This window comes from Psychrobacter sp. NPDC077938 (genome assembly GCF_044542635.1).
Lineage (GTDB): Bacteria > Pseudomonadota > Gammaproteobacteria > Pseudomonadales > Moraxellaceae > Psychrobacter.
Genome location: NZ_JBITUW010000001.1, coordinates 34,014 through 53,520 on the forward strand (window position 1 = coordinate 34,014; position 19,507 = coordinate 53,520).

The window sequence follows — 19,507 nt, forward strand, 5'->3', positions numbered from 1 at the left end:
TTGTGGTCGGGACAAAGATGCCGTATTAGCTATTTAAGAATTTACCTATTTCAGGTGTGCTAAATGCCACCTACTTCTTTACTTTGACACCTATCCGTTCTTTTACTTTCCATACCATTTATTAGGAAGCCTTATGACGACCTTAGCAGACTATCTAAACCAACATGCCACTAGCCCTGCACTTAACGACGTGATTACCACTGTCACTGATGTCGGTAAGACGATTTCACAGCTACTCAGAAAAGGCGCTCTGGCAGACATTTTGGGCGAAGCGGGTAATCAAAACGTCCAAGGCGAAGATCAGAAAAAACTAGACGTACTGGCCAATGACTTACTATTAGATGCATTGGCAAAAAATACACATTGTGCTGGTGTCGCTTCAGAAGAGCTCGATGACGCGACTCCTGCTAATGACGATGGTAGCCTATTAGTGTTATTTGACCCACTAGATGGCTCATCAAATATCGACATCAATATGGCAGTAGGTACGATTTTTTCTGTGTTACCGTATGAGCGTCAAGGTCGAACCAGTGAAAACAGCGACTATCTACAGGCAGGTAACAAACAGCTAGCAGCTGGTTATTTGCTATATGGCACCTCTACTGTCCTAGCGTTAACCATCGCTGATAAAGTCGTGATGTTTAGCCTAGACCCAGAGACGTCTGACTATGTGTTGATAGAAGACAACGTGCAAATCGATGCCGATACGAGCGAGTATGCTATCAATAGCTCAAATTATCGCTACTGGCGTGCGCCGATGCAGCAGTACATTGATGAGTTAATCGCTGGTGAAACAGGTGTACGTGGACGTGATTTCAATACGCGCTGGGTAGCAGCCATGGTTGGTGACGTCCATCGTATTTTATGTCGCGGTGGTCTGTTCACTTATCCGTTTGATACCAAATACGCTCATAAAGCGGGTAAACTACGCTTGATGTATGAAGCCAACCCAATGAGCTTATTGATTGAGCGCGCGGGTGGCGGCGCAACAGACGCCGTCAACCGTATCCTAGATATCGAACCGATTGATATCCACCAGCGTGTACCAGTAGTACTCGGTAGTAAAAACGAAGTCAATTATGTGAAAGACTTACACGTAAATTATTCTGAATAAATAATGGATTGACGCACCTGTTAAGAACAGCCAGCAGAATGCTAAATTAATCATAGATATTTTGCTGGTCGTTTAAATAACCCCCTTACTCTTCTCTAAGCGATCCACTATGGTATTAAATCCCACCGAGCTGATTACCTCAGATAAGAACACAACCGTGAAGCTTGTAAAGGCACTGTTGTCCCAAGCACGCCAGCGTAAAAAGAACGGTCAGACAGTCATAGAAGGCGTCCATTTGATAGATGCTGCGCTGCGTAGTGACTATCCTTTTGCCCAGATACTAATGTCTGAGTCAGCGCGTAACCACCCTGAAGTTCAGCAGGTATTGACTCGTCTGCCCACTTATACGCCTATTCTTACTTTGTCAGACTCACTCTATGAGAGTATTCGTAGCTTGGGTACTGGTATCGATATTATGGCCGTCATTAAAATACCAACGCCTAGCCTATCGATGATCGATGAAGACTGCTTAATCTTGAACGACGTGCAGGATAGCGGGAATGTTGGTACCCTACTACGCACAGCAGCAGCCGTCGGTATCCGCAATATTCTATGTACCAGTGCGACCGCTCAAGCTTGGTCTCCCAAGACGCTACGAGCAGGTATGGGTGCACAGTTTGCCCTGACTATCTATGAGGGCTTGAGCACGCAGGATATTTTGGATCACGTAAAGGCACCGCTTTTGGCGACTAGCTCACATACAGATACTATCATTTACGATCACGACTTATCTGCGCCTGTGGCTTGGATTATGGGTCATGAAGGCCAAGGCGTTAGCGACGATTTAATGCAATGTGCCACGCCGATAGCATTACCGCAGCCAAACGGGCAAGAGAGCTTAAATGTAGCGATTGCAGGGTCTTTATGTCTGTATGAGACCTTACGTCAAAGACAATACTCTTAACGTCCATTTATAACTGCTATTAGAACCTACCTAATCTATCAAACATAAAAAAACCCACTACCAATTGATAGTGGGTTTTTTTATTATCTGTCTATTACTGATATAGTAAAAGAAGTCTAAAACGGATACAAGGCAGCCGACTGCAGATTGTACAAGTAGTACATCTAAGGAGGGTAACGCCGTAGCCGTTTAGTAGTTCTGTGACTATACATTAAACCTTGCTAGTAAGCTCAGGTAGTGCTTCGAATAGATCAGCTTCTAAGAAGTAATCAGCAACGCTAGCGATAGGTGCTTCTGGGTCATTGTTGATAGCAACGATGACTTTAGAATCTTTCATACCAGCCAAATGCTGAATCGCGCCTGAGATACCAGCTGCGATATATAGCTGCGGTGCAACGATTTTACCCGTTTGACCGACCTGCATATCATTTGGTACATAGCCTGCGTCAACAGCGGCACGTGATGCACCAACAGCAGCGCCTAGCTTGTCAGCCAATGGCTCAATGTACTTGGTGAAGTTTTCACCGTTTGCCAATGCACGACCACCAGAAACAACGATACCAGCTGACGTCAATTCTGGACGATCAGACTTAGCCATTTCTTCGTTAACGAAGCTAGCTTTACCAGTTTCTTGTACGTTATCGATAGTTTCAACAGTAGCTGAACCACCTTCGCTTGCCACTGGGTCAAACGCAGTAGTACGTACGGTTAGTACCACTTTGTCTTCTGTCGTTTTCACTGTCGCCGTCGCATTACCTGCATAGATAGGACGCTCAAACGTTTGCGCATCTAACACACCTGAGATTTCAGACAGCATGCTTACGTCAAGTAACGCAGCAACGCGTGGCATAAAGTTTTTACCAGTCGTGGTCGCAGCCGCTAGGATATGGCTGTAATCACCAGCGATATCAGCAACCAATAGCGCCACGTTACCTGCCAATTGATGCTCATAAGCAGCATTGTCAGCCAATAGTACTTTAGTCACACCTTCTGCTTTTGCCGCTTCATCAGCGACAGCTTGGCTACCACTACCAGCAACCAATACGTGGATATCATCACCCATTTGTTTAGCAGCAGCGATGGTGTTTAAAGTTGCCTTTTTGAGACTGGCATTGTCATGTTCTGCATATACCAAAATTGCCATGGTTTTAGTCCTTTATATATTCGTATTATCTATTCATGCGGTTGTTTGTGTACAAAGCTATTTGAGAAACTATCATTTAATCTAAGATAAAGCAGTCAAATTCACAGCCTTGTACAGGATATGCCGTAGCGAAGTATCCAATCATTAAAACATTAAATGACTTTTGCTTCGTTTCTTAGCTTATCGACCAACTCATCAACTGACCCTACTGTAATACCAGCTTTACGGTCAGCAGGTGGCACGACTTTAATAATCTCTTGCTTAGATGTCATGTCAACACCGAAATCTGCTGGCGTTTTCTCATCAAGTGGCTTTTTCTTCGCTTTCATGATGTTAGGCAATTTAGCATAACGTGGCTCATTCAAACGTAGATCAGTCGTGATGACTGCTGGCAAATCAAGAGCAACAGTTTGTAGGCCGCCATCGATTTCACGCGTTACGTTTACTTTGTCGCCTTCAACTTTCACTTCTGATGCAAATGTACCCTGACCGATACCCATCAATGCTGCTAGCATTTGACCAGTCTGGTTGTTGTCATCATCAATCGCTTGCTTACCTAATAGGATAATATCAGTGCTTTCAGCTTCGGCGATACTTTTTAGAATCTTAGCAACTTGTAGTGGATATGGCTTTTCGTCACTTACGACTAACACACCACGGTCAGCACCTAGCGCTAGGGCTGCACGAATCTGCTCTTGTGACTCTTTTGGACCGATTGAAGCAACAATGATCTCATCAATGACGCCAGCTTCTTTTAGACGAACCGCTTCTTCTACTGCGATTTCATCAAAAGGGTTGATTGACATTTTAGTGTTTGATAAGTCAACGCCAGAGTTGTCGGCTTTTACACGAACTTTTACGTTATAATCAATGACACGCTTGACCGCTACTAATGCTTTCATACGTTCCTCGTTTATTAATGTTATGAGTTAAAAATTGTCAGTTAAGAACCAAAGGTTCGTTGTGGTTCAAATTGTCGTTCAAAATACTGCTCAAGGTTATTACTACATCAACAGAATATAGTTAACTAAGAAAGATGAGCCAATATCCAAGAGCATATTAGCATTGTATCTCTTACTAATGAAATCTGCTAAAGCTAAGCCAACCGTTATTATCAGACCTATGTATCTTGCGTCAGCAGGCAGATAAGGTCAAGACAACGCCGTGAATAATGCGTCATAAATTTGTCAACACTCTATAATAAATACTCTATAAGCGCATCGTTTCACGATTTTCATGGTTCAATAGCTCAAAATGCTTGTACCTTTATAGCATTCTAAGCCTTAGCTTTACTTAATATTTTGTTATTATTTATCTCTTCAAAGTTAACGGATAAGAATAGTTAATCGAGTCAGACCTGCGACTTATCATTCTTACTAGCACCAAGCAATAATTCGCTATCACGTATATCGTCAAATAAAGACCAGTCAGGTTCAACATCATTATTCTTGATAACACTCATATCACCTGTCGTCTCCATAATCACTGCAAACACTTCTGTTTTCGCTTTGATACCATTTTTACGTAACACTTCCTGAACATCACTAGTGCTAAGATTAGCCTCTTTTAAGTTATCTTCTAAATATTCACCATGAGCCATTAGGATAATAGCTTGATTGTCTATTAAAGCTTTGAGCGGTTTTATCTTACGTCTGATAACTGAGATAACGCCCTGAATTAAGAATAACACCGCAACAGCAAATAACCCTTGAAGTAGAGAAGGCTTATCTGACAATACCGTCGATGCCAATATACTACCAATACCAACGGTCATCGCAAAATCATGGCTTGATAACTTGGAAAAACTGCGTAAACCCATCAATCGAGTAAAAAACATCAGCCCTACATAAAAGCCTATAGCAGATAAAGAAATCCCAAGCACTTGTTGCCAGTCAATTGAAAGCCAGTTTTCCCACTTCATAATACAACCTTATCTATTACATCTTTATTAAATCATTGTCCGTTATTACCTGATGATGTTAACCGTCAAAATCAATAGCACCTTACATTAACAACACTTTGTCATACCAAAAAAGTCCCATAAAAAAAGCAACCTGATAAGAGGTTGCTTCTTTTTAAAGTCGATACAGTATTTTTATTGTTTTAACAAACAAAGTAATCAATGCATATTGATAATCTTATTGTCATTAAGTTTACTGACAAGCAGTTAACCTAATAATAAATGAGATTAGATAGCTTCGATTTGCTCAGCTTGTGGGCCTTTTTTGCCATCACCTAAGATGAAAGACACTTTTTGGCCTTCGGCTAGAGTTTTGAAACCGTTACCTTGGATAGCGCTGTAGTGAGCGAATACGTCTTGTCCGCCGTTGTCTTGAGCGATAAAACCAAAACCTTTAGCTTCATTAAACCACTTTACAGTGCCTTCAACTTTATCTGACATAAATTTTCCTGACTCTTTAACTGTTGGCGAGACTTGTGTCATCACCGATTAATTGATATATACCCTAATATTTTCTGCTAAATGCGGCGGCCAAAAATGCTAAATAATCTTAAAGAAAATTTGTATTTTTTGCCTCAAATATTTTGAGTACAGTCTGATTATAACAGTTTTCCATGGTAGGAACAGTCTAAATTGCTGATTTTTGTAAATAAATACTACACATTGTTGCAAGCTAATATAGATAACAATCTTATTCGTATCTTGTTGATATCAAATAATTTTTATTTATAGGTGTACTACAACTTTATTGGTAAACCACTAATTAAATAAATCAAAATAGATGATAATAAGTTGGAATATTAGTTACTGCAATGGCGATGTCGGTAGCCATGCTGAACTCAATACGAGCAAACATAACGCAAAAAACACCAATGAAAATGACTGACTATAGGCAATATACTTGGCTGGAATGACCAAGTCTTTAGGAGAGTCAGGGATGCCTTTGCGTTTCAGTAGCTTGGTACCATATATCCAACCAAAGGTCGTGTATATGCCATATGCAGCAGGCACTGCGATAGCTAACGGGGTCAAATCAATAACGTATAAAATCACCACTGATATGAAGAACCATAGAGTATCTAACAATGAACTGACTTTAAAAAATTTAGATTGAGGCAGTTTACCATCGGTCTGTTTGAGCATCTCTCCTTCTATCCAAATTAAAACTGCTACCACAGCGCTAAGAGTAATATATACGAATTGCGGCGTTAGCCAGTCTGAATAAGATATTTGCACAGCATACAACCTATTATCTATAGAAAGTGAGAATGAAGCATCCGCCCGATCCAATTACTTAGAAAAGGGTAAGAACAATGATGAATGTTAATCGCAAAGGCACTTTGGCCAATGTTAAGGTGCCTGCTTATATTGGGTAGCAATTAATGGTTTTCAACCGATAACCCAGATTCAAATTAAAGCGAAAAGTATCTATCAAATACTTTGCATAAAAAAACCCATGCTATCAAGTGATAACATGGGCTATTTAATCTAAATCAGATTATTATCTGAATAAGACTTTTATCTGTATAAAACTTAGTTTTTGTCTTTATCGATGATTTTGTTACCACCGATCCATGGCATCATGCCACGTAGCTTAGCACCAGTGATTTCGATTTGATGATCAGCGTTGTTACGACGACGCGCAGTCATTGATGGATAATTGGTTGCGCCTTCAGAGATGAACATCTTCGCGTATTCACCAGACTGGATGCGCTTTAATGCATTACGCATAGCTTCACGTGACTGCTCATTGATAACCTCAGGGCCAGTAACATATTCGCCGTATTCAGCGTTGTTACTGATTGAGTAGTTCATGTCAGCGATGCCGCCTTCATACATCAAGTCAACTATAAGCTTTAGCTCATGTAGACATTCGAAATAAGCCATTTCTGGTGCATAGCCGGCTTCTGTTAGTGTCTCAAAGCCCATTTTAACTAGCTCTACTGCACCACCACAAAGTACGGCTTGCTCACCGAATAGATCCGTTTCAGTCTCATCTTTGAACGTTGTTTCGATGATGCCTGAACGACCACCACCAACACCAGCAGCATACGACAATGCTAACTGTTTAGCTTGACCAGAAGCGTCTTGATAGATAGCGATAAGATCAGGGATACCGCCGCCTTTAGCGAACTCTGAACGTACAGTATGACCTGGTGCTTTTGGTGCAACCATGATGACATCAAGATCGCCACGTGGTACAACTTGGTTATAATGAATCGCAAAACCGTGAGCAAAAGCTAGTGTAGCGCCTTCTTTGATATTTGGCTCGATTACATCATTATAAAGCTCTTTTTGGAACTCATCAGGCGTCAAAATCATGATAACGTCAGCAGCTTTTACCGCTTCTTCTACTTCAGCAACTTTTAGTCCAGCATTTTCAGCTTTTTTCCATGAGCTTGAGTTTGCACGTAGACCAACAGTTACATCGACGTCTGAATCTTGTAGGTTAAGCGCGTGTGCATGGCCTTGTGAACCGTAACCGATAATGGCAACTTTTTTACCTTGGATAATAGATAGGTCACAATCTTTGTCATAATAAACGTTCATAAATAGAGTCCTTGTTCTCAATCATGGCTTGCCATGGATAGTAAGCGCTTATACTGTAGTCAATATAATAACTAAGATAAGCGCTTTGTTGATTAGATAAATAAATATTGGTTTAAACTGGTTTTGATAAATATTTAAATGCTTAGGGTTTTTTCACCGCGGGCAATACCGATCACACCTGAGCGAACCACTTCCATAATGCGCTCACGGCCAATCACATCGATAAAACCATCAAGTTTGGCTTTGTCGCCCACGATTTGAATCGTATATAAGTTCGAATTTACATCGACGATTTGTGCGCGGAAAATATCTGCGCTACGTTTGATCTCTTCACGAACACCGCCTGTTGCACGGACTTTAATGAGCATCAATTCACGCTCAACGTGTACGTTCTCCGTCAGATTAAGCACTTTAACCACTTCAATCAATTTATGCAATTGTTTGGTGATCTGCTCAATTCTTTCAGGTGACGTAATGGTCGTAACCGTTAGACGTGAGATACTTGGGTCATCAGTAGGCGCGACGTTCAAAGTTTCGATATTGTAGCCACGTTGTGAGAACAAGCCGACTAACCGCGACAACGAACCCGCTTCGTTTTCCATCAATACCGAAATCAGATGTTGTTGTTGCATTAGGTACGCTCCCCTTTTGTTAACCACATATCACGCATGGCCTGTCCAGCGATTTGCATTGGATATACATGCTCGTTACGATCGACGTAAACATCGATAAATACCAGTTTGTCTTTCATAGCCATTGCTTCAGCCAATTGTGCTTCCATGGTCGCAGGGTCAGTAATTTTGATACCGACATGACCATAGCTTTCAGCCAATTTGACAAAATCTGGTAAGGAGTTCATATAAGACTGGGCATGACGACCTTCATACAGCATATCTTGCCACTGCTTCACCATACCAAGCTGCGCATTGTTAATGTTCAGAATTTTAACTGGTAAGTTATATTGCAAGCAGGTCGATAGCTCTTGGATATTCATCTGAATAGAGCCTTCACCAGTAATACAAACCACATCACGCTCAGGATTGGCAAGTTTGGCAGCCATTGCATATGGCAGACCAACACCCATGGTACCAAGACCACCTGAATTCAGCCATTGACGTGGCTCATTGTAAGTATAGTAAAGTGCCGCAAACATCTGATGTTGACCGACGTCACTTGTGATAATAGCGTTACTGTTAGTCACTTTATCTAGAGCTTGTACGACACTTTGTGGCTTAATGCCATTGTCTGTGCTGGTGTCATAACGTAAGCCATGACGCTTACGCCACTCGTTAATTTGTGACCACCAATCGAGCAATGCGTGCTGCTCTAACTGCTTGTCTTGACCAACAATCTCTAGCATGTCCGTTAAGACAGATTTCACATCACCTACGATAGGAATGTGCGCAAGAATCGTTTTTGAGATCGAAGCAGGATCGATATCGATATGAATGATGGTTGCGTTAGGACAGAATTTTTTAACGTTGTTGGTCACACGATCATCAAAACGCGCGCCGACAGCCAAAATCACATCAGCATGATGCATGCTCATATTGGCTTCGTAAGTACCATGCATGCCAAGCATACCTAAGAACTGACGATCAGAGCCAGGGAATGTACCAAGACCCATCAAGGTATTGGTCACTGGTAAATTCAAACGATGTGCAAGATCTGTTAGCTCTTCATGCGCATTGCTCCAAATCACACCGCCGCCTGCATATACAACAGGACGCTGCGCTGCTAATAGCGTTTCAATGGCTTTTTTGATTTGACCGCTGTGACCTTTGAGTGAAGGCTGATACGAGCGTATAAATACTTCTTCTGGATATTCGTAAGCAAACTTTTCGCTAGGCGCCGTCATGTCTTTTGGCACATCAATGACGACAGGGCCTGGGCGACCAGTCTGGGCAATATAAAATGCCTTTTTTACAATCATTGGAATTTCGCTAGCATGGCGTACTTGGAAGCTATGCTTAACGATAGGACGTGATACGCCCACCATATCTGTTTCTTGGAAAGCATCTTCACCGATTAGGCTACTTGGTACCTGACCTGCGATCACAACCATCGGTACGGAGTCCATAAAGGCAGTAGCAATAGCCGTCACGGTATTGGTAGCACCAGGACCTGAGGTTGCTAATACAACACCCGTGTTGCCAGTCACTCGCGAATAAGCATCGGCCATGTGGCCCGCTGCTTGCTCGTGACGTACTAAGATGTGCTCAATATTTTCTTGCTGAAACAGCGCATCATAAATGTGTAAGACCGCGCCACCTGGATAGCCAAAGATGTATTCGACACCTTCGTCAGTCAGTGCTTGCACCAGCATTTCAGCGCCCGATAGCATCACAGGCTGTGCACTACCTTCTGCAAGACGTTGTTGCTTTTGTTCAAAATTTTTGGCGGCATTACCCGTTTGGGTATGTCCCGTCATGTTCGGACTTTGCGTGGTTTGCGTCACTGTCATCACCTTTTTTTGCGGCGAGAATTTGCGGGATTCTATGAGCAAAAATAATCACTTACCGTCGTTATTTCTACTTATTGAATGATCGCTAATTCTTGTCCATATCAAGAATATCTGCCCAATAGGTTTAATTAACACTGTCTGATAGGACAATACTAATCAAACATAGCAGTGTATTTTAGGTCAGCTTTGTGATGGATGTTTATCGATATACAGTGACAAGATGCGAGTGCATCTATAAAAGAAGAGGCTTATTATTGAGATACGATACTAGCAAGTACCTATTGTAACTTTATTTGTGTGATTTTATTTGTACAGATGCATCGATATACACAAGTAAAAAAACTTCATAGCCAATGCTAAATTATAAGATCTTTAGAACTTACAATAGGCTTTGGTGAAACCTCTTAACGGCATACTATATCGCTTTTGATACAACTGCTAAAAACACATTTAGCACATTTCAAATAATAAGTTTATCTTAGTCATTGTAGACAGATAAGTCCGGAGACAATGTATCGCTATCAATAGTGGGCGTTGTGCCACTATGCTTGCTATATCATTATCACAAAGGAAATAAAACTGCGTAAGCTACCGATAAGTAGCTCGTAGTTCTCATTCTCAAGTGCCACGGCAACATCGTAAAAGCCGCTCACTGACCAATCAACTGCTATTATATTCGATGGTTTACGAGTTATTGTCAAGAAAAACTTCTAAAGCCTATCCCAAACTATTAGTTATTAAATAATATACATTGATAAGTATTATTTGCTAGAATCAGAAGTAGATACATTATTACTACTAATTAAACGCTCAAGTGTTATATTTACACCTATATACATTTGATTTTTACCACATGAGAGGATTGCTATTATGGCATATGCGTCTAAGATAAATACCGCAGCCAAATTATTAACGAGTACCGCGTGTATGCTAATGTTGTCTATGAACGCCAGTCAGGCTATTCAGGTTTATAAGTCTATCGGAGCGCATGGCGAAGTTAAATATAGTCAACATGCCCCTCAGACCGGTAAAAATATCGAACTGATTGAATTTCGTAGTGACGGTAGACAAAGTAACGCAGGCCAAATGGCAGGAAAAACAGATCCCAACCAGAGTAATAATGCCCAAACTGCAGAAGAGCAAAGAATTGCACAATTGGAAGCACGTATTAAAGAGCAAGATGCAAAAGAAAATGCTCAGCGCTGCCAATCACTACGTAATAATCTAACTAACCTCAATGTCGGCGGCCGTATCTATGAAATGGATGCCAACGGTAAGCGTCAATATCTAGATGGTCGTGAAATTGAGCTTAAGCGCGAGCGTGTACAGCAGGCGATTGATCAATACTGTGCTAACTCTTCTACTTAACTCTCTATCTCAAGCAATACATCAAACTATCATAAGCTCCATGACGTGACGAATGGCTGCTGGCATATCCTGAGCTTGTAGCCCTCGTTGCCCTACTAGCAATGTATTGGTGTCGCTATTCGCTTGATTCACTAATGCATCTCCTGCAAACCCATGTATAAGAACCGCTTGATGTAAGCTCCGTGCCTCTGCTGATAAGTCTTGCTGTGCTAATAGTCCAGCGGTCACCCCAGATAACACATCACCCATGCCAGCGGTTGCCATGCCAGCATTACCCACATTACAGACATATACTCTTTCTTTTCCCTCTTCTTGTTCTAACACTAACGATCCTGCCCCTTTTAATACCCAGTCACCACCATATGTTTCGGCACACTGTTTTATAGCTTGCATTCTATCTGACTCAATTTTACTTACTTTTTGCTCAAGCAATCTAGCTGCTTCCCCACTATGCGGCGTCAAGCAAACCCGATGATCAGTACTGTATTCTCGTAACTCTGTTATTAGCTTGTGATTATCAATGTGCAGTGATGCTAAGTGATAAAGTCCATCAGCATCGATCACGATTGATTTTTCATTCTCTATAGCAGCCTGTACATAATTAATAAATAATGCTTTAGCTTTTTCGTCACGGCCAAGCCCCATCCCAATGGCAACGATACTAGCCTGCTTAATCAGACCTTCCACGCCGCTTATGTCATGTAAATCAATAGTCATCGCATCTGGTAATGAGGTCAATAGTGACCCGTGAAAAGCCTCATGACAGGCAACGGTTATTTTACCAGCACCTGTCGCCATCGTACTGGCCGCAGACAGTATGGCAGCACCGCCCATACCCTGAGAGCCATCAACGCGATTTCCGCCAATAACTAATACATGACCATAGCTGCCTTTATAGCTGTTTTGGCGACGCAGATTCATACTATGCGCAGCCGTCAGCAGCGTAGCAACTGGCTCAAATGCTTGAATGGCATTTTTCTCAGCTATCATATGATGACTAACTGTTTGCTGACATGCCTTTTGATAAGGTATTAACGGTATATCGACTACGTCTCCGCTATAGTCTGTACCGTCTTTAGTGTGTAGACCAAACTTGCGCGTAATCAAACATAGAGTCACGTCAGCTTGTATTGCTATGCGCTCAAACACCTCACCAGTAGAAGCCACTAACCCACTTGGAATATCGACTGCTATTGCTAAGGCGTTATTTTGTTGAGTAAAGTTATTAAAAGCTTTAATAGCTGCTTTATAGGCTCCCTCTGGTGCACGATCTAAGCCAATACCAAATAATGCATCGATATAGATATCAGCTGGCAAGTTTATTTTATCCGCATCATCGTGACCAATAACGTCCTCAAAACGTTGATAGTGACAGTTGCTCGCTAAAGCTATCTGTAATGCCTTTGTCGCGTCAGTAATATTGCTACTATCTCTGTCTCCATTGTTAGAGTTTTTAGAAGTTACTGATTGGTCATCGATAATAAAATCATCTTTACTAAAGCCAACTGTTATTACTTCTACTTGCCAGCCAGCTTGCTGTAAATAATGAGCGATAAGCCAACCATCACCGCCATTGTTACCTTTCCCTACCCAGATACTTGCCCGATGTGGATAAGCACTACGGTGATAAACGTTGGTATTGGTAGAATGGCTGGCACTGACGGTTTTTCGCTCATAAATCTGCTCTATTTGCTGTGTCATTTGCCAAGCGGCTTGTTTCATCAAACCAAAACTATTGTACCCCTCTGCAAACCAAGCCTGTTCCATCACATAAATCTGCTTACTACTATATAGCGCAATAGGTTTTGTATTTTTTATAGGTGACAAATTGGTATTATTTCTCATAACTTATCCTTGGTGTTTCTACTCATTTTTTATTTTGTCTAAATTTGGTTGCTCATTTCTCATATCAGCTTAGCAAAAGCTTATCTCGACTTATGTATCAATATGAATATGAGTTTATTTTCTTTTATACTTGCACTCATTGCTCACTGGCTTATCATAGCGGTATTTACATTATCTCTGATTGTCAGATATGAATAATCTGATTAAAACAAACGAGAAAACCATCTAATAAGCACCTACTATCTATGCCTACTGATAAAAACAAAATCACCATTACGAACCCAACTGTATTTGCAACCACAGCTGATGTTAAGCAGTGGATTACAGCACAAGCACAGGCACTAGGATTTGCTGATTGTGGTTTTTTATCTGTGCATCATCCTTTGTTTACTCAGCAGATTGAACAACTACAGAAGTGGCTAGATAAAGGCTATGAGGGCCAGCTGCAGTTTATGCACAATAATCATGACCTGCGCGCTCATCCTGATCAGTTAGTTGAGGGCGCAAAAACCATCATCAGCGTACGTATGGACTATCTAACTCAAGCACCCACACCGCGTGCTGTCACTGATAATGATCATCCCAATAAAGGCATCATCGCGCGTTATGCAAGAGGGCGCGACTACCATAAAACGATGCGTAGTCGTTTAAAGCAATTGGCTTTAAAGATAGAAACAATGCTCCCTGAATGGCAACATTTGGATATCGGTTCAGAGAAAGAATTTGTGTTTAGACCTTTTAGCGATTCGGCGCCTATCTTTGAGCGGCCAATTGCAGATGCAGCAGGTCTTGGTTGGACAGGTAAACATACACTACTTATAAATAAGCAAGCTGGCTCATTTTTTGTGCTCGGTGAGCTATTTTTGAGTCTTGATCTGCCCGATGATAAACCGGTCAAGGAGCATTGTGGTAGTTGTAGCGCTTGTATTGATATATGCCCTACTCAAGCAATCGTAGCGCCCCATGAGCTCAACGCCTCTGCTTGTATTTCTTATTTAACTATCGAGCATGATGGCGTCATCGATATCAAATATAGACGCGCAATTGGCAATCGGGTTTTTGGCTGTGATGATTGTCAGTTAATCTGTCCATGGAATCGCTATGCAAACCTTACGACCGTCGATGACTTCGCACCAAGGCATGGATTGGATAATAGTAGCTTGCTTGAACTATGGCAGTGGCAAGAAGCCGACTTTATGAAGAACACTCAAGGTAGCCCACTAAGACGCACCGGCTATGTGAATTTTTTACGTAATATCGCTATCGGACTTGGCAATGCTAATGCTAGCTTAGAAGTAGTCGAACAGCTAAAATCTAAATTAACCATACATAATGACATGCTAGATGAGCATATCGAATGGGCCTTAATTGAGCAGCACAACAAGCTAGACTCGACTAATTAACCAATCACTTTATAACTATCAAATATCCCTGAGATAAAATGGTTATTTGAAGTGTACAACATAAAAAAAGCCTCTTAATAATAAGAGGCTTTTTTTATTAGAATATCATATTTAAAGTATTATTTTTCTATACGCTTCTCTTAACATTATGGCTTAGGAATACGTAGTACTTGACCTGGATAGATTTTATCTGGATCAGATAACATTGGCTTGTTCGCTTCAAATATTTTCATATAGTCGCCAGATGAACCATAAACTTCTTTAGCAATCTTAGATAAGCTGTCACCAGACTTTACCGTATACATCGTAGATTCAGGTGCATCTTCTTCGATATCAATGTTATCAATAACTTTGGCAACGTTTTGCACGTTACCGATAGCGATAATTGCTTTTTCACGATCAGCTTGAGTTTTAGCATTACCACTGATTTCTGCAGTATCTGTAGAACCATTATATTTGATTTTTAGGTTACTGATATTGAGGTTTTGCTGCTGAATACGGCGCAACAAAATATTTGCCACTGATTGTGCACTCGGCTCACTGCTTTGTACTGGTGTATTGGCATCTGCTTTCGTTTCTGTCTTAGCATCATGCTTTTCGTCATCACGGTTAAAAATTTTATCACCGATATCTTTTGCAAAGCTAAACATACCCATATATCTACTCCTTGAAATATTATTATTTGTCATTCTTTTAATAAAACACGCAATCAAACAATATTTTAAATGTCTAACTGGCATCTTTTTCTACGACTTACTATTATGAGTATAGATAAAGTGAGTCGATGTAGATAGTAATAGTATGTTGAATAATGTTGAATTGACGTAGTCAATGTTAAATTCGATTGCTGTATTTAAAAATATCAGTCATACACCCATAAAAAAACCGCCTATCTAATCAGATAAGCGGCATTATAAATCTGCTAAATAAGTAGCAAATTATAGTTGGGCTTGTACGTAATCGATTGCTTTTTGAACAGTAGTCAATTCTGCAGAATCTTCATCAGGAATAGTGATACCAAAATCACTTTCAAATGACATAACCAATTCAACTAGGTCTAAAGAATCTGCACCTAGGTCTTCCATGAATGAAGCATCGTTGTTGATGTCTTCAACATTCATACCTAGTTGCTCAGCTACTGCTGCTTTTACTCTTAGCTCGATATCATTACTCATGTAGATCACTCCGTTATCATCTATTATTTTTAATAAACTGCTATATCGCCTTATTTAACGCTATAGCATGGTATATAAAATGCGTTTGCCAGACCAGCAATGCTGTCTGAGTACTCTATGACATGTTATACAGTTTGTCTGATGTCTAATAAAGCCCTGTTATCATACAGGGCTTTGACTCAAAAGTATCCGTCATTATAGCACCCTTTATTATAGTTTACACTCGTTCACACAGTTTTTTATTATAACTATGTAACGCTCGTATATTGACTACATATACATGCCACCATTGACAGGAATAACAGCACCTGTGATATAGCTGGCCTCATCACTAGCCAAGAAATGTACCGCTGCAGCGATGTCCTCTGGCTGACCAAGACGGCTGATAGGCACAGCATCTAACATAGAGTTCAATAGGCGCTCATCAAGCTCATCTGTCATATCCGTTTCGATCAAGCCTGGTGCCACGCAGTTGATGGTCACTTGGCGTGAGCCAATCTCACGTGCAAGCGTACGGCTAAACCCTTCTACGCCAGCTTTGGTCGCCGCATAGTTAGATTGACCTGCATTGCCCATTTGAGCGACGACAGAGGTAATATTGATAATACGGCCACGGCGTGCTTTCATCATACCGCGTACAGCACGTTTGCTCATGCGATATACTGAGGTCAAATTGGTATCAATGACATTTTCCCAATCTTCATCTTTCATGCGCATCAGTAGGCCATCTTGAGTGATACCTGCATTGTTAACCAATACTTGTACCGCACCATAGACGCTTTCAATCTCTTCAAACAGTTTGTCAATTTGAGCAGTATCACGTACGTCTAAAACACGACCAATACCACCAGTATCATGAAGGTAGTCATCGATAAGCTCAGCGCCTTTTTCAGTGGTCGCGGTTCCAATGACAAAATGTCCTTCTTTAGCAAAACGCTTGGCCACTGCTTTGCCAATACCTCGGCTAGCGCCAGTTACTAATGTAATCGTACGGCTCATGATAACACCTCCAATAATTTTTCTAGACGGGCAGGCTTGTCAGTAGGATAGCTGGCGATTGGCTGCGCCTGACGCTTCGCCAAATTGCTCAGTACATTACCACTGCCGCATTCGATTAAGATATTAATTTGCTTATCAGCCAGCTCTTGCATGGTTTTTGACCACAGTACTGGCTCGCTCAGCTGTTCGGTCAATGCTTGCTTGATACCGACCGCACTGGTTTCGACGCGCGCATAGCGATTTTGTATAACAGGAATGGTTGCCTGATCAAACTTGATACCCGCTAGTATCTCAGCCAATGCATTGCTGGCAGGTTCCATAAGTGCGCAATGAGACGGCACACTCACTTTTAGAGGAACAGATTTCTTGCCCGTGTTTTTGACTTTATCAATAACAGCATTAACACCAGCAGCGTTACCCGAGATAACCACTTGTCCTGGACTATTGAAATTGGCTGCACCGACTACTGCATCTTCGACATGTTCGGTTGCTTGCTCACACAGGTTTTCGACTCGGTTATCTTCTAGTCCTAATACTGCAGCCATAGCAGTATCGACACCTACAACGGCCTCTTGCATCAACTGACCGCGCTTATGTACTAAAGTGACGGCATCACCAAGCGATATCACATTGGCAGCACACAGGGCACTGTACTCGCCCAGAGAGTGACCAGCTAAATAACAAGGCGTCTCTTCTATTTTTTGTTGTAAGACACGCCAAATAGCAATACTAGCTGTCAAAAGCGCAGGCTGAGTATATTGGGTTTGATTGAGTTTTTCTTCGTCCTGACAGATTGCCCACAAATCCTCACCAAGCGCATCACTCGCTTCGGTAAATGTATCGCGTATCTCTGGATAGATTTCGGCAAGCTCGCTCGTCATCGCGACTGCTTGAGATCCTTGTCCAGGAAAAATGACCGCGATACGAGCGGGTTGCTTTTTTACCATATCGGGTACAGAAGCCATAACCAATATTCCTTATCTGATTAGAAATATCCCTAAAAACAATGGGGTGTATTATATTATTAGATGCTATACAAAGCCGCTACTTCAAGTATTTATGCAAAAAAACGGATTGTCAGTAAACTATACACTGACAGACACTATTATCATAGCGGATGCAAACCAAACAGCAAGAGTAACGCTGCTCAAATTAAAGGAGCAGATTATATCAGCACATTTTTAAATCTACTAAAAATAACAAGCGAATTAAGCAATAAGTCTAGTTATAAATAACAAAAAGCCAAGTTATCCAGCCACATAATATATGATAGCGAAATAACTTGGCTTTTTTTAGCTCAAAGCTTATTGACTAATAATAACTAGGCAAAAACAATAATAGTCACCAGTACTATTATTACCTTCGCCTAAGCTATCATAGAGCCAATGTCTTAGGCGTCTTGGCTGACTTTGAACAGTTGACGACCACGGTAGAAACCATCTTTAGTCATGTGATGACGACGATGTTTTTCACCAGTAGTAGCATCTACGCTTAGTTCAGCAATTTCCATACGGTGATGTGAACGGCGCATGTCACGACGAGAACGGCTTTTACGACTTTTTTGAACAGCCATGATATAGCTCCTATACTTAAAAGGGATAAGCTTGAAATTCAGCTTAAGTCGATACTGACAGAGGCTATATAATCACAACAACCTAAGTCTTAAGCATCATTAGTTAAATAGATTGCCACTCACATAAAGCACTGACCAAGGCTGAATTCTATAAAAAATTTACCCAGTCAGTTTCTATCAGCAAGCAACAGGTTGCTCGAATGCAATAAACCGGACATTATACGCATGTTTATTAAATTAATAAAGCCCTGCCTCGCACTCTTCTGTACAAAGCTGATAAAAGGCTTTTTAAATGCATCGAGTAGATAATTTTGGCGCTTATAGCTTGCCTTTTAGCGAGGCTAAAGCAGCAAAAGGATTTTCACCTTCCTCTTCTTCTGGTATTTCACCAAACTGCTCAACAGACATCTCGCAATCGTCATGCTTTGGTGCCATTGGGGTTTTGAGCAAGATCTCGTCTTCTACCAATTTCTTAAATGGTAACAGGCGCTCTGGCGACTGCTCGGTAACAATTTCATCCAATAATAAATAATCTTGTTCATCTTTGACTAGGCGAACCTGACTATCGTTTTCAAGTAGCGCGATGTCATAATCATCAGATAAATCTATAGCGATTGGTTGTAAACAGCGCTGACAAGTTAACCAAACATCACCTGTCAAAGTAAATGCTAAATGTAAAACATTATTGCGACGATACAAGTTAGCGTTGAGCTGTATGTCTGACTGCTCATGTTCAGTACTCAAAGTAGCAACAAGACGATCAAACGAGCTTGGCTTGACCTCTCCTGACCATTCATAACCAGTGTCTGCCCACTTATCTAAGGAGATGTGCTCAGGCATTCCAGTAGATACAGGCGCTTTTTTATTGTCAGCGTGAGGTGCTGACGGTTTAGTTTCTGGAGTGCTTGACATGCGCGGCCTCATTCATAAAAACGGTGTATAATATTGCCTGCCATACTAACGGAAAGTGCCATATTCTGCTAGCGCTAGTATGTTAAGATTTTTTGA

At 41.2% G+C, this 19,507-nt stretch carries 19 protein-coding genes; 4 read left to right on the plus strand and 15 right to left on the minus strand.

The features are described 5' to 3' along the window. The first annotated feature begins 133 nt into the window (after positions 1-133). Positions 134-1,114: a class 1 fructose-bisphosphatase gene (locus tag ACIGBM_RS00150; protein ID WP_397476391.1), complete on the plus strand. Its 981-nt coding sequence runs from the start codon at positions 134-136 to the stop codon at positions 1,112-1,114. Positions 1,115-1,223: 109 nt separating this feature from the next. Next, on the plus strand, positions 1,224-2,018 hold the full coding sequence (locus ACIGBM_RS00155) for a TrmH family RNA methyltransferase (protein ID WP_397476392.1): 795 nt from the start codon (positions 1,224-1,226) through the stop codon (positions 2,016-2,018). 211 nt (positions 2,019-2,229) lie between these two features. Here ACIGBM_RS00155 and ACIGBM_RS00160 read toward each other — a convergent pair whose 3' ends face one another. The 8 genes from ACIGBM_RS00160 to ACIGBM_RS00195 form a co-directional block, all read right to left on the minus strand. Then, positions 2,230-3,162, minus strand: a complete 933-nt coding sequence (locus ACIGBM_RS00160; RefSeq protein WP_201569465.1) for an electron transfer flavoprotein subunit alpha/FixB family protein — start codon at positions 3,160-3,162, stop codon at positions 2,230-2,232. A gap of 152 nt (positions 3,163-3,314) precedes the next feature. Continuing rightward, positions 3,315-4,064, minus strand: a complete 750-nt coding sequence (locus tag ACIGBM_RS00165; protein WP_057758837.1) for an electron transfer flavoprotein subunit beta/FixA family protein — start codon at positions 4,062-4,064, stop codon at positions 3,315-3,317. A 449-nt stretch (positions 4,065-4,513) separates the two neighbouring features. Further along, complete coding sequence (locus ACIGBM_RS00170; RefSeq protein WP_397476393.1) at positions 4,514-5,083, minus strand: DUF421 domain-containing protein; 570 nt, start codon at positions 5,081-5,083, stop codon at positions 4,514-4,516. Between the two features lie 267 nt (positions 5,084-5,350). Beyond that, entirely contained in the window at positions 5,351-5,563 is a 213-nt protein-coding gene (locus ACIGBM_RS00175) for a cold-shock protein (RefSeq protein ID WP_057758834.1), read from the minus strand. A 363-nt stretch (positions 5,564-5,926) separates the two neighbouring features. After that, positions 5,927-6,358, minus strand: a complete 432-nt coding sequence (locus tag ACIGBM_RS00180; RefSeq protein WP_101204855.1) for a hypothetical protein — start codon at positions 6,356-6,358, stop codon at positions 5,927-5,929. 297 nt (positions 6,359-6,655) lie between these two features. Further along, the gene (gene ilvC, locus ACIGBM_RS00185; protein ID WP_101204856.1) at positions 6,656-7,672 is read right to left on the minus strand and encodes a ketol-acid reductoisomerase; all 1,017 of its coding nucleotides are present in this window, start codon (positions 7,670-7,672) and stop codon (positions 6,656-6,658) included. Between the two features lie 134 nt (positions 7,673-7,806). Next, entirely contained in the window at positions 7,807-8,304 is a 498-nt protein-coding gene (gene ilvN, locus ACIGBM_RS00190; RefSeq protein WP_057758828.1) for an acetolactate synthase small subunit, read from the minus strand. After that, on the minus strand, positions 8,304-10,016 hold the full coding sequence (locus ACIGBM_RS00195) for an acetolactate synthase 3 large subunit (protein WP_197411831.1): 1,713 nt from the start codon (positions 10,014-10,016) through the stop codon (positions 8,304-8,306). The genes ilvN and ACIGBM_RS00195 overlap by 1 nt, the downstream gene beginning before the upstream one ends. Before the next feature lie 990 nt (positions 10,017-11,006). Here ACIGBM_RS00195 and ACIGBM_RS00200 point away from each other — a divergent pair. After that, a complete protein-coding gene (locus tag ACIGBM_RS00200) occupies positions 11,007-11,504 on the plus strand; it encodes a DUF4124 domain-containing protein (RefSeq protein WP_296207630.1) in 498 nt (165 codons plus the stop codon). A 21-nt stretch (positions 11,505-11,525) separates the two neighbouring features. Here ACIGBM_RS00200 and ACIGBM_RS00205 read toward each other — a convergent pair whose 3' ends face one another. Continuing rightward, a complete protein-coding gene (locus ACIGBM_RS00205; RefSeq protein ID WP_397476394.1) occupies positions 11,526-13,349 on the minus strand; it encodes an NAD(P)H-hydrate dehydratase in 1,824 nt (607 codons plus the stop codon). A gap of 245 nt (positions 13,350-13,594) precedes the next feature. Between ACIGBM_RS00205 and queG the strand changes: the two genes are divergently transcribed. Next, positions 13,595-14,752 (plus strand): tRNA epoxyqueuosine(34) reductase QueG, encoded by a 1,158-nt coding sequence (gene queG / locus ACIGBM_RS00210; RefSeq protein WP_397476395.1) that lies wholly within the window; start codon positions 13,595-13,597, stop codon positions 14,750-14,752. Positions 14,753-14,898: 146 nt separating this feature from the next. Here queG and lysM read toward each other — a convergent pair whose 3' ends face one another. The 6 genes from lysM to ACIGBM_RS00240 form a co-directional block, all read right to left on the minus strand. Next, the gene (gene lysM, locus ACIGBM_RS00215) at positions 14,899-15,408 is read right to left on the minus strand and encodes a peptidoglycan-binding protein LysM (RefSeq protein WP_057758817.1); all 510 of its coding nucleotides are present in this window, start codon (positions 15,406-15,408) and stop codon (positions 14,899-14,901) included. Positions 15,409-15,690: 282 nt separating this feature from the next. After that, positions 15,691-15,927 carry an acyl carrier protein gene (acpP, locus tag ACIGBM_RS00220; protein ID WP_057758815.1) on the minus strand — a complete coding sequence of 79 codons (237 nt, stop codon included), beginning with the start codon at positions 15,925-15,927 and terminating at the stop codon, positions 15,691-15,693. Positions 15,928-16,197: 270 nt separating this feature from the next. Then, positions 16,198-16,926 (minus strand): 3-oxoacyl-ACP reductase FabG, encoded by a 729-nt coding sequence (fabG, locus tag ACIGBM_RS00225; RefSeq protein ID WP_057758813.1) that lies wholly within the window; start codon positions 16,924-16,926, stop codon positions 16,198-16,200. After that, complete coding sequence (gene fabD, locus ACIGBM_RS00230; protein WP_191114795.1) at positions 16,923-17,891, minus strand: ACP S-malonyltransferase; 969 nt, start codon at positions 17,889-17,891, stop codon at positions 16,923-16,925. The genes fabG and fabD overlap by 4 nt, the downstream gene beginning before the upstream one ends. A gap of 425 nt (positions 17,892-18,316) precedes the next feature. After that, entirely contained in the window at positions 18,317-18,499 is a 183-nt protein-coding gene (gene rpmF, locus ACIGBM_RS00235; RefSeq protein ID WP_057758809.1) for a 50S ribosomal protein L32, read from the minus strand. Between the two features lie 318 nt (positions 18,500-18,817). Then, positions 18,818-19,411 carry a YceD family protein gene (locus tag ACIGBM_RS00240; protein WP_397476396.1) on the minus strand — a complete coding sequence of 198 codons (594 nt, stop codon included), beginning with the start codon at positions 19,409-19,411 and terminating at the stop codon, positions 18,818-18,820. Positions 19,412-19,507: the final 96 nt, after the last annotated feature.

Excerpts from the sequence above, each read along its gene's own strand:
- ACIGBM_RS00155 (WP_397476392.1), top strand. The coding sequence starts at position 1,224 with ATGGTATTAAATCCCACCGAGCTGATTACCTCAGATAAGAACACAACC.
- lysM (WP_057758817.1), bottom strand. The coding sequence starts at position 15,408 with ATGGGTATGTTTAGCTTTGCAAAAGATATCGGTGATAAAATTTTTAAC.
- ACIGBM_RS00240 (WP_397476396.1), bottom strand. The coding sequence starts at position 19,411 with ATGTCAAGCACTCCAGAAACTAAACCGTCAGCACCTCACGCTGACAAT.
- ilvN (WP_057758828.1), bottom strand. The coding sequence starts at position 8,304 with ATGCAACAACAACATCTGATTTCGGTATTGATGGAAAACGAAGCGGGT.
- fabD (WP_191114795.1), bottom strand. The coding sequence starts at position 17,891 with ATGGCTTCTGTACCCGATATGGTAAAAAAGCAACCCGCTCGTATCGCG.
- fabG (WP_057758813.1), bottom strand. The coding sequence starts at position 16,926 with ATGAGCCGTACGATTACATTAGTAACTGGCGCTAGCCGAGGTATTGGC.
- ACIGBM_RS00170 (WP_397476393.1), bottom strand. The coding sequence starts at position 5,083 with ATGAAGTGGGAAAACTGGCTTTCAATTGACTGGCAACAAGTGCTTGGG.
- queG (WP_397476395.1), top strand. The coding sequence starts at position 13,595 with ATGCCTACTGATAAAAACAAAATCACCATTACGAACCCAACTGTATTT.
- ACIGBM_RS00160 (WP_201569465.1), bottom strand. The coding sequence starts at position 3,162 with ATGGCAATTTTGGTATATGCAGAACATGACAATGCCAGTCTCAAAAAG.
- ACIGBM_RS00195 (WP_197411831.1), bottom strand. The coding sequence starts at position 10,016 with ATGCTATCGGGCGCTGAAATGCTGGTGCAAGCACTGACTGACGAAGGT.
- ACIGBM_RS00205 (WP_397476394.1), bottom strand. The coding sequence starts at position 13,349 with ATGAGAAATAATACCAATTTGTCACCTATAAAAAATACAAAACCTATT.
- ACIGBM_RS00175 (WP_057758834.1), bottom strand. The coding sequence starts at position 5,563 with ATGTCAGATAAAGTTGAAGGCACTGTAAAGTGGTTTAATGAAGCTAAA.
- ACIGBM_RS00150 (WP_397476391.1), top strand. The coding sequence starts at position 134 with ATGACGACCTTAGCAGACTATCTAAACCAACATGCCACTAGCCCTGCA.
- ACIGBM_RS00165 (WP_057758837.1), bottom strand. The coding sequence starts at position 4,064 with ATGAAAGCATTAGTAGCGGTCAAGCGTGTCATTGATTATAACGTAAAA.
- ACIGBM_RS00200 (WP_296207630.1), top strand. The coding sequence starts at position 11,007 with ATGGCATATGCGTCTAAGATAAATACCGCAGCCAAATTATTAACGAGT.
- acpP (WP_057758815.1), bottom strand. The coding sequence starts at position 15,927 with ATGAGTAATGATATCGAGCTAAGAGTAAAAGCAGCAGTAGCTGAGCAA.
- rpmF (WP_057758809.1), bottom strand. The coding sequence starts at position 18,499 with ATGGCTGTTCAAAAAAGTCGTAAAAGCCGTTCTCGTCGTGACATGCGC.
- ilvC (WP_101204856.1), bottom strand. The coding sequence starts at position 7,672 with ATGAACGTTTATTATGACAAAGATTGTGACCTATCTATTATCCAAGGT.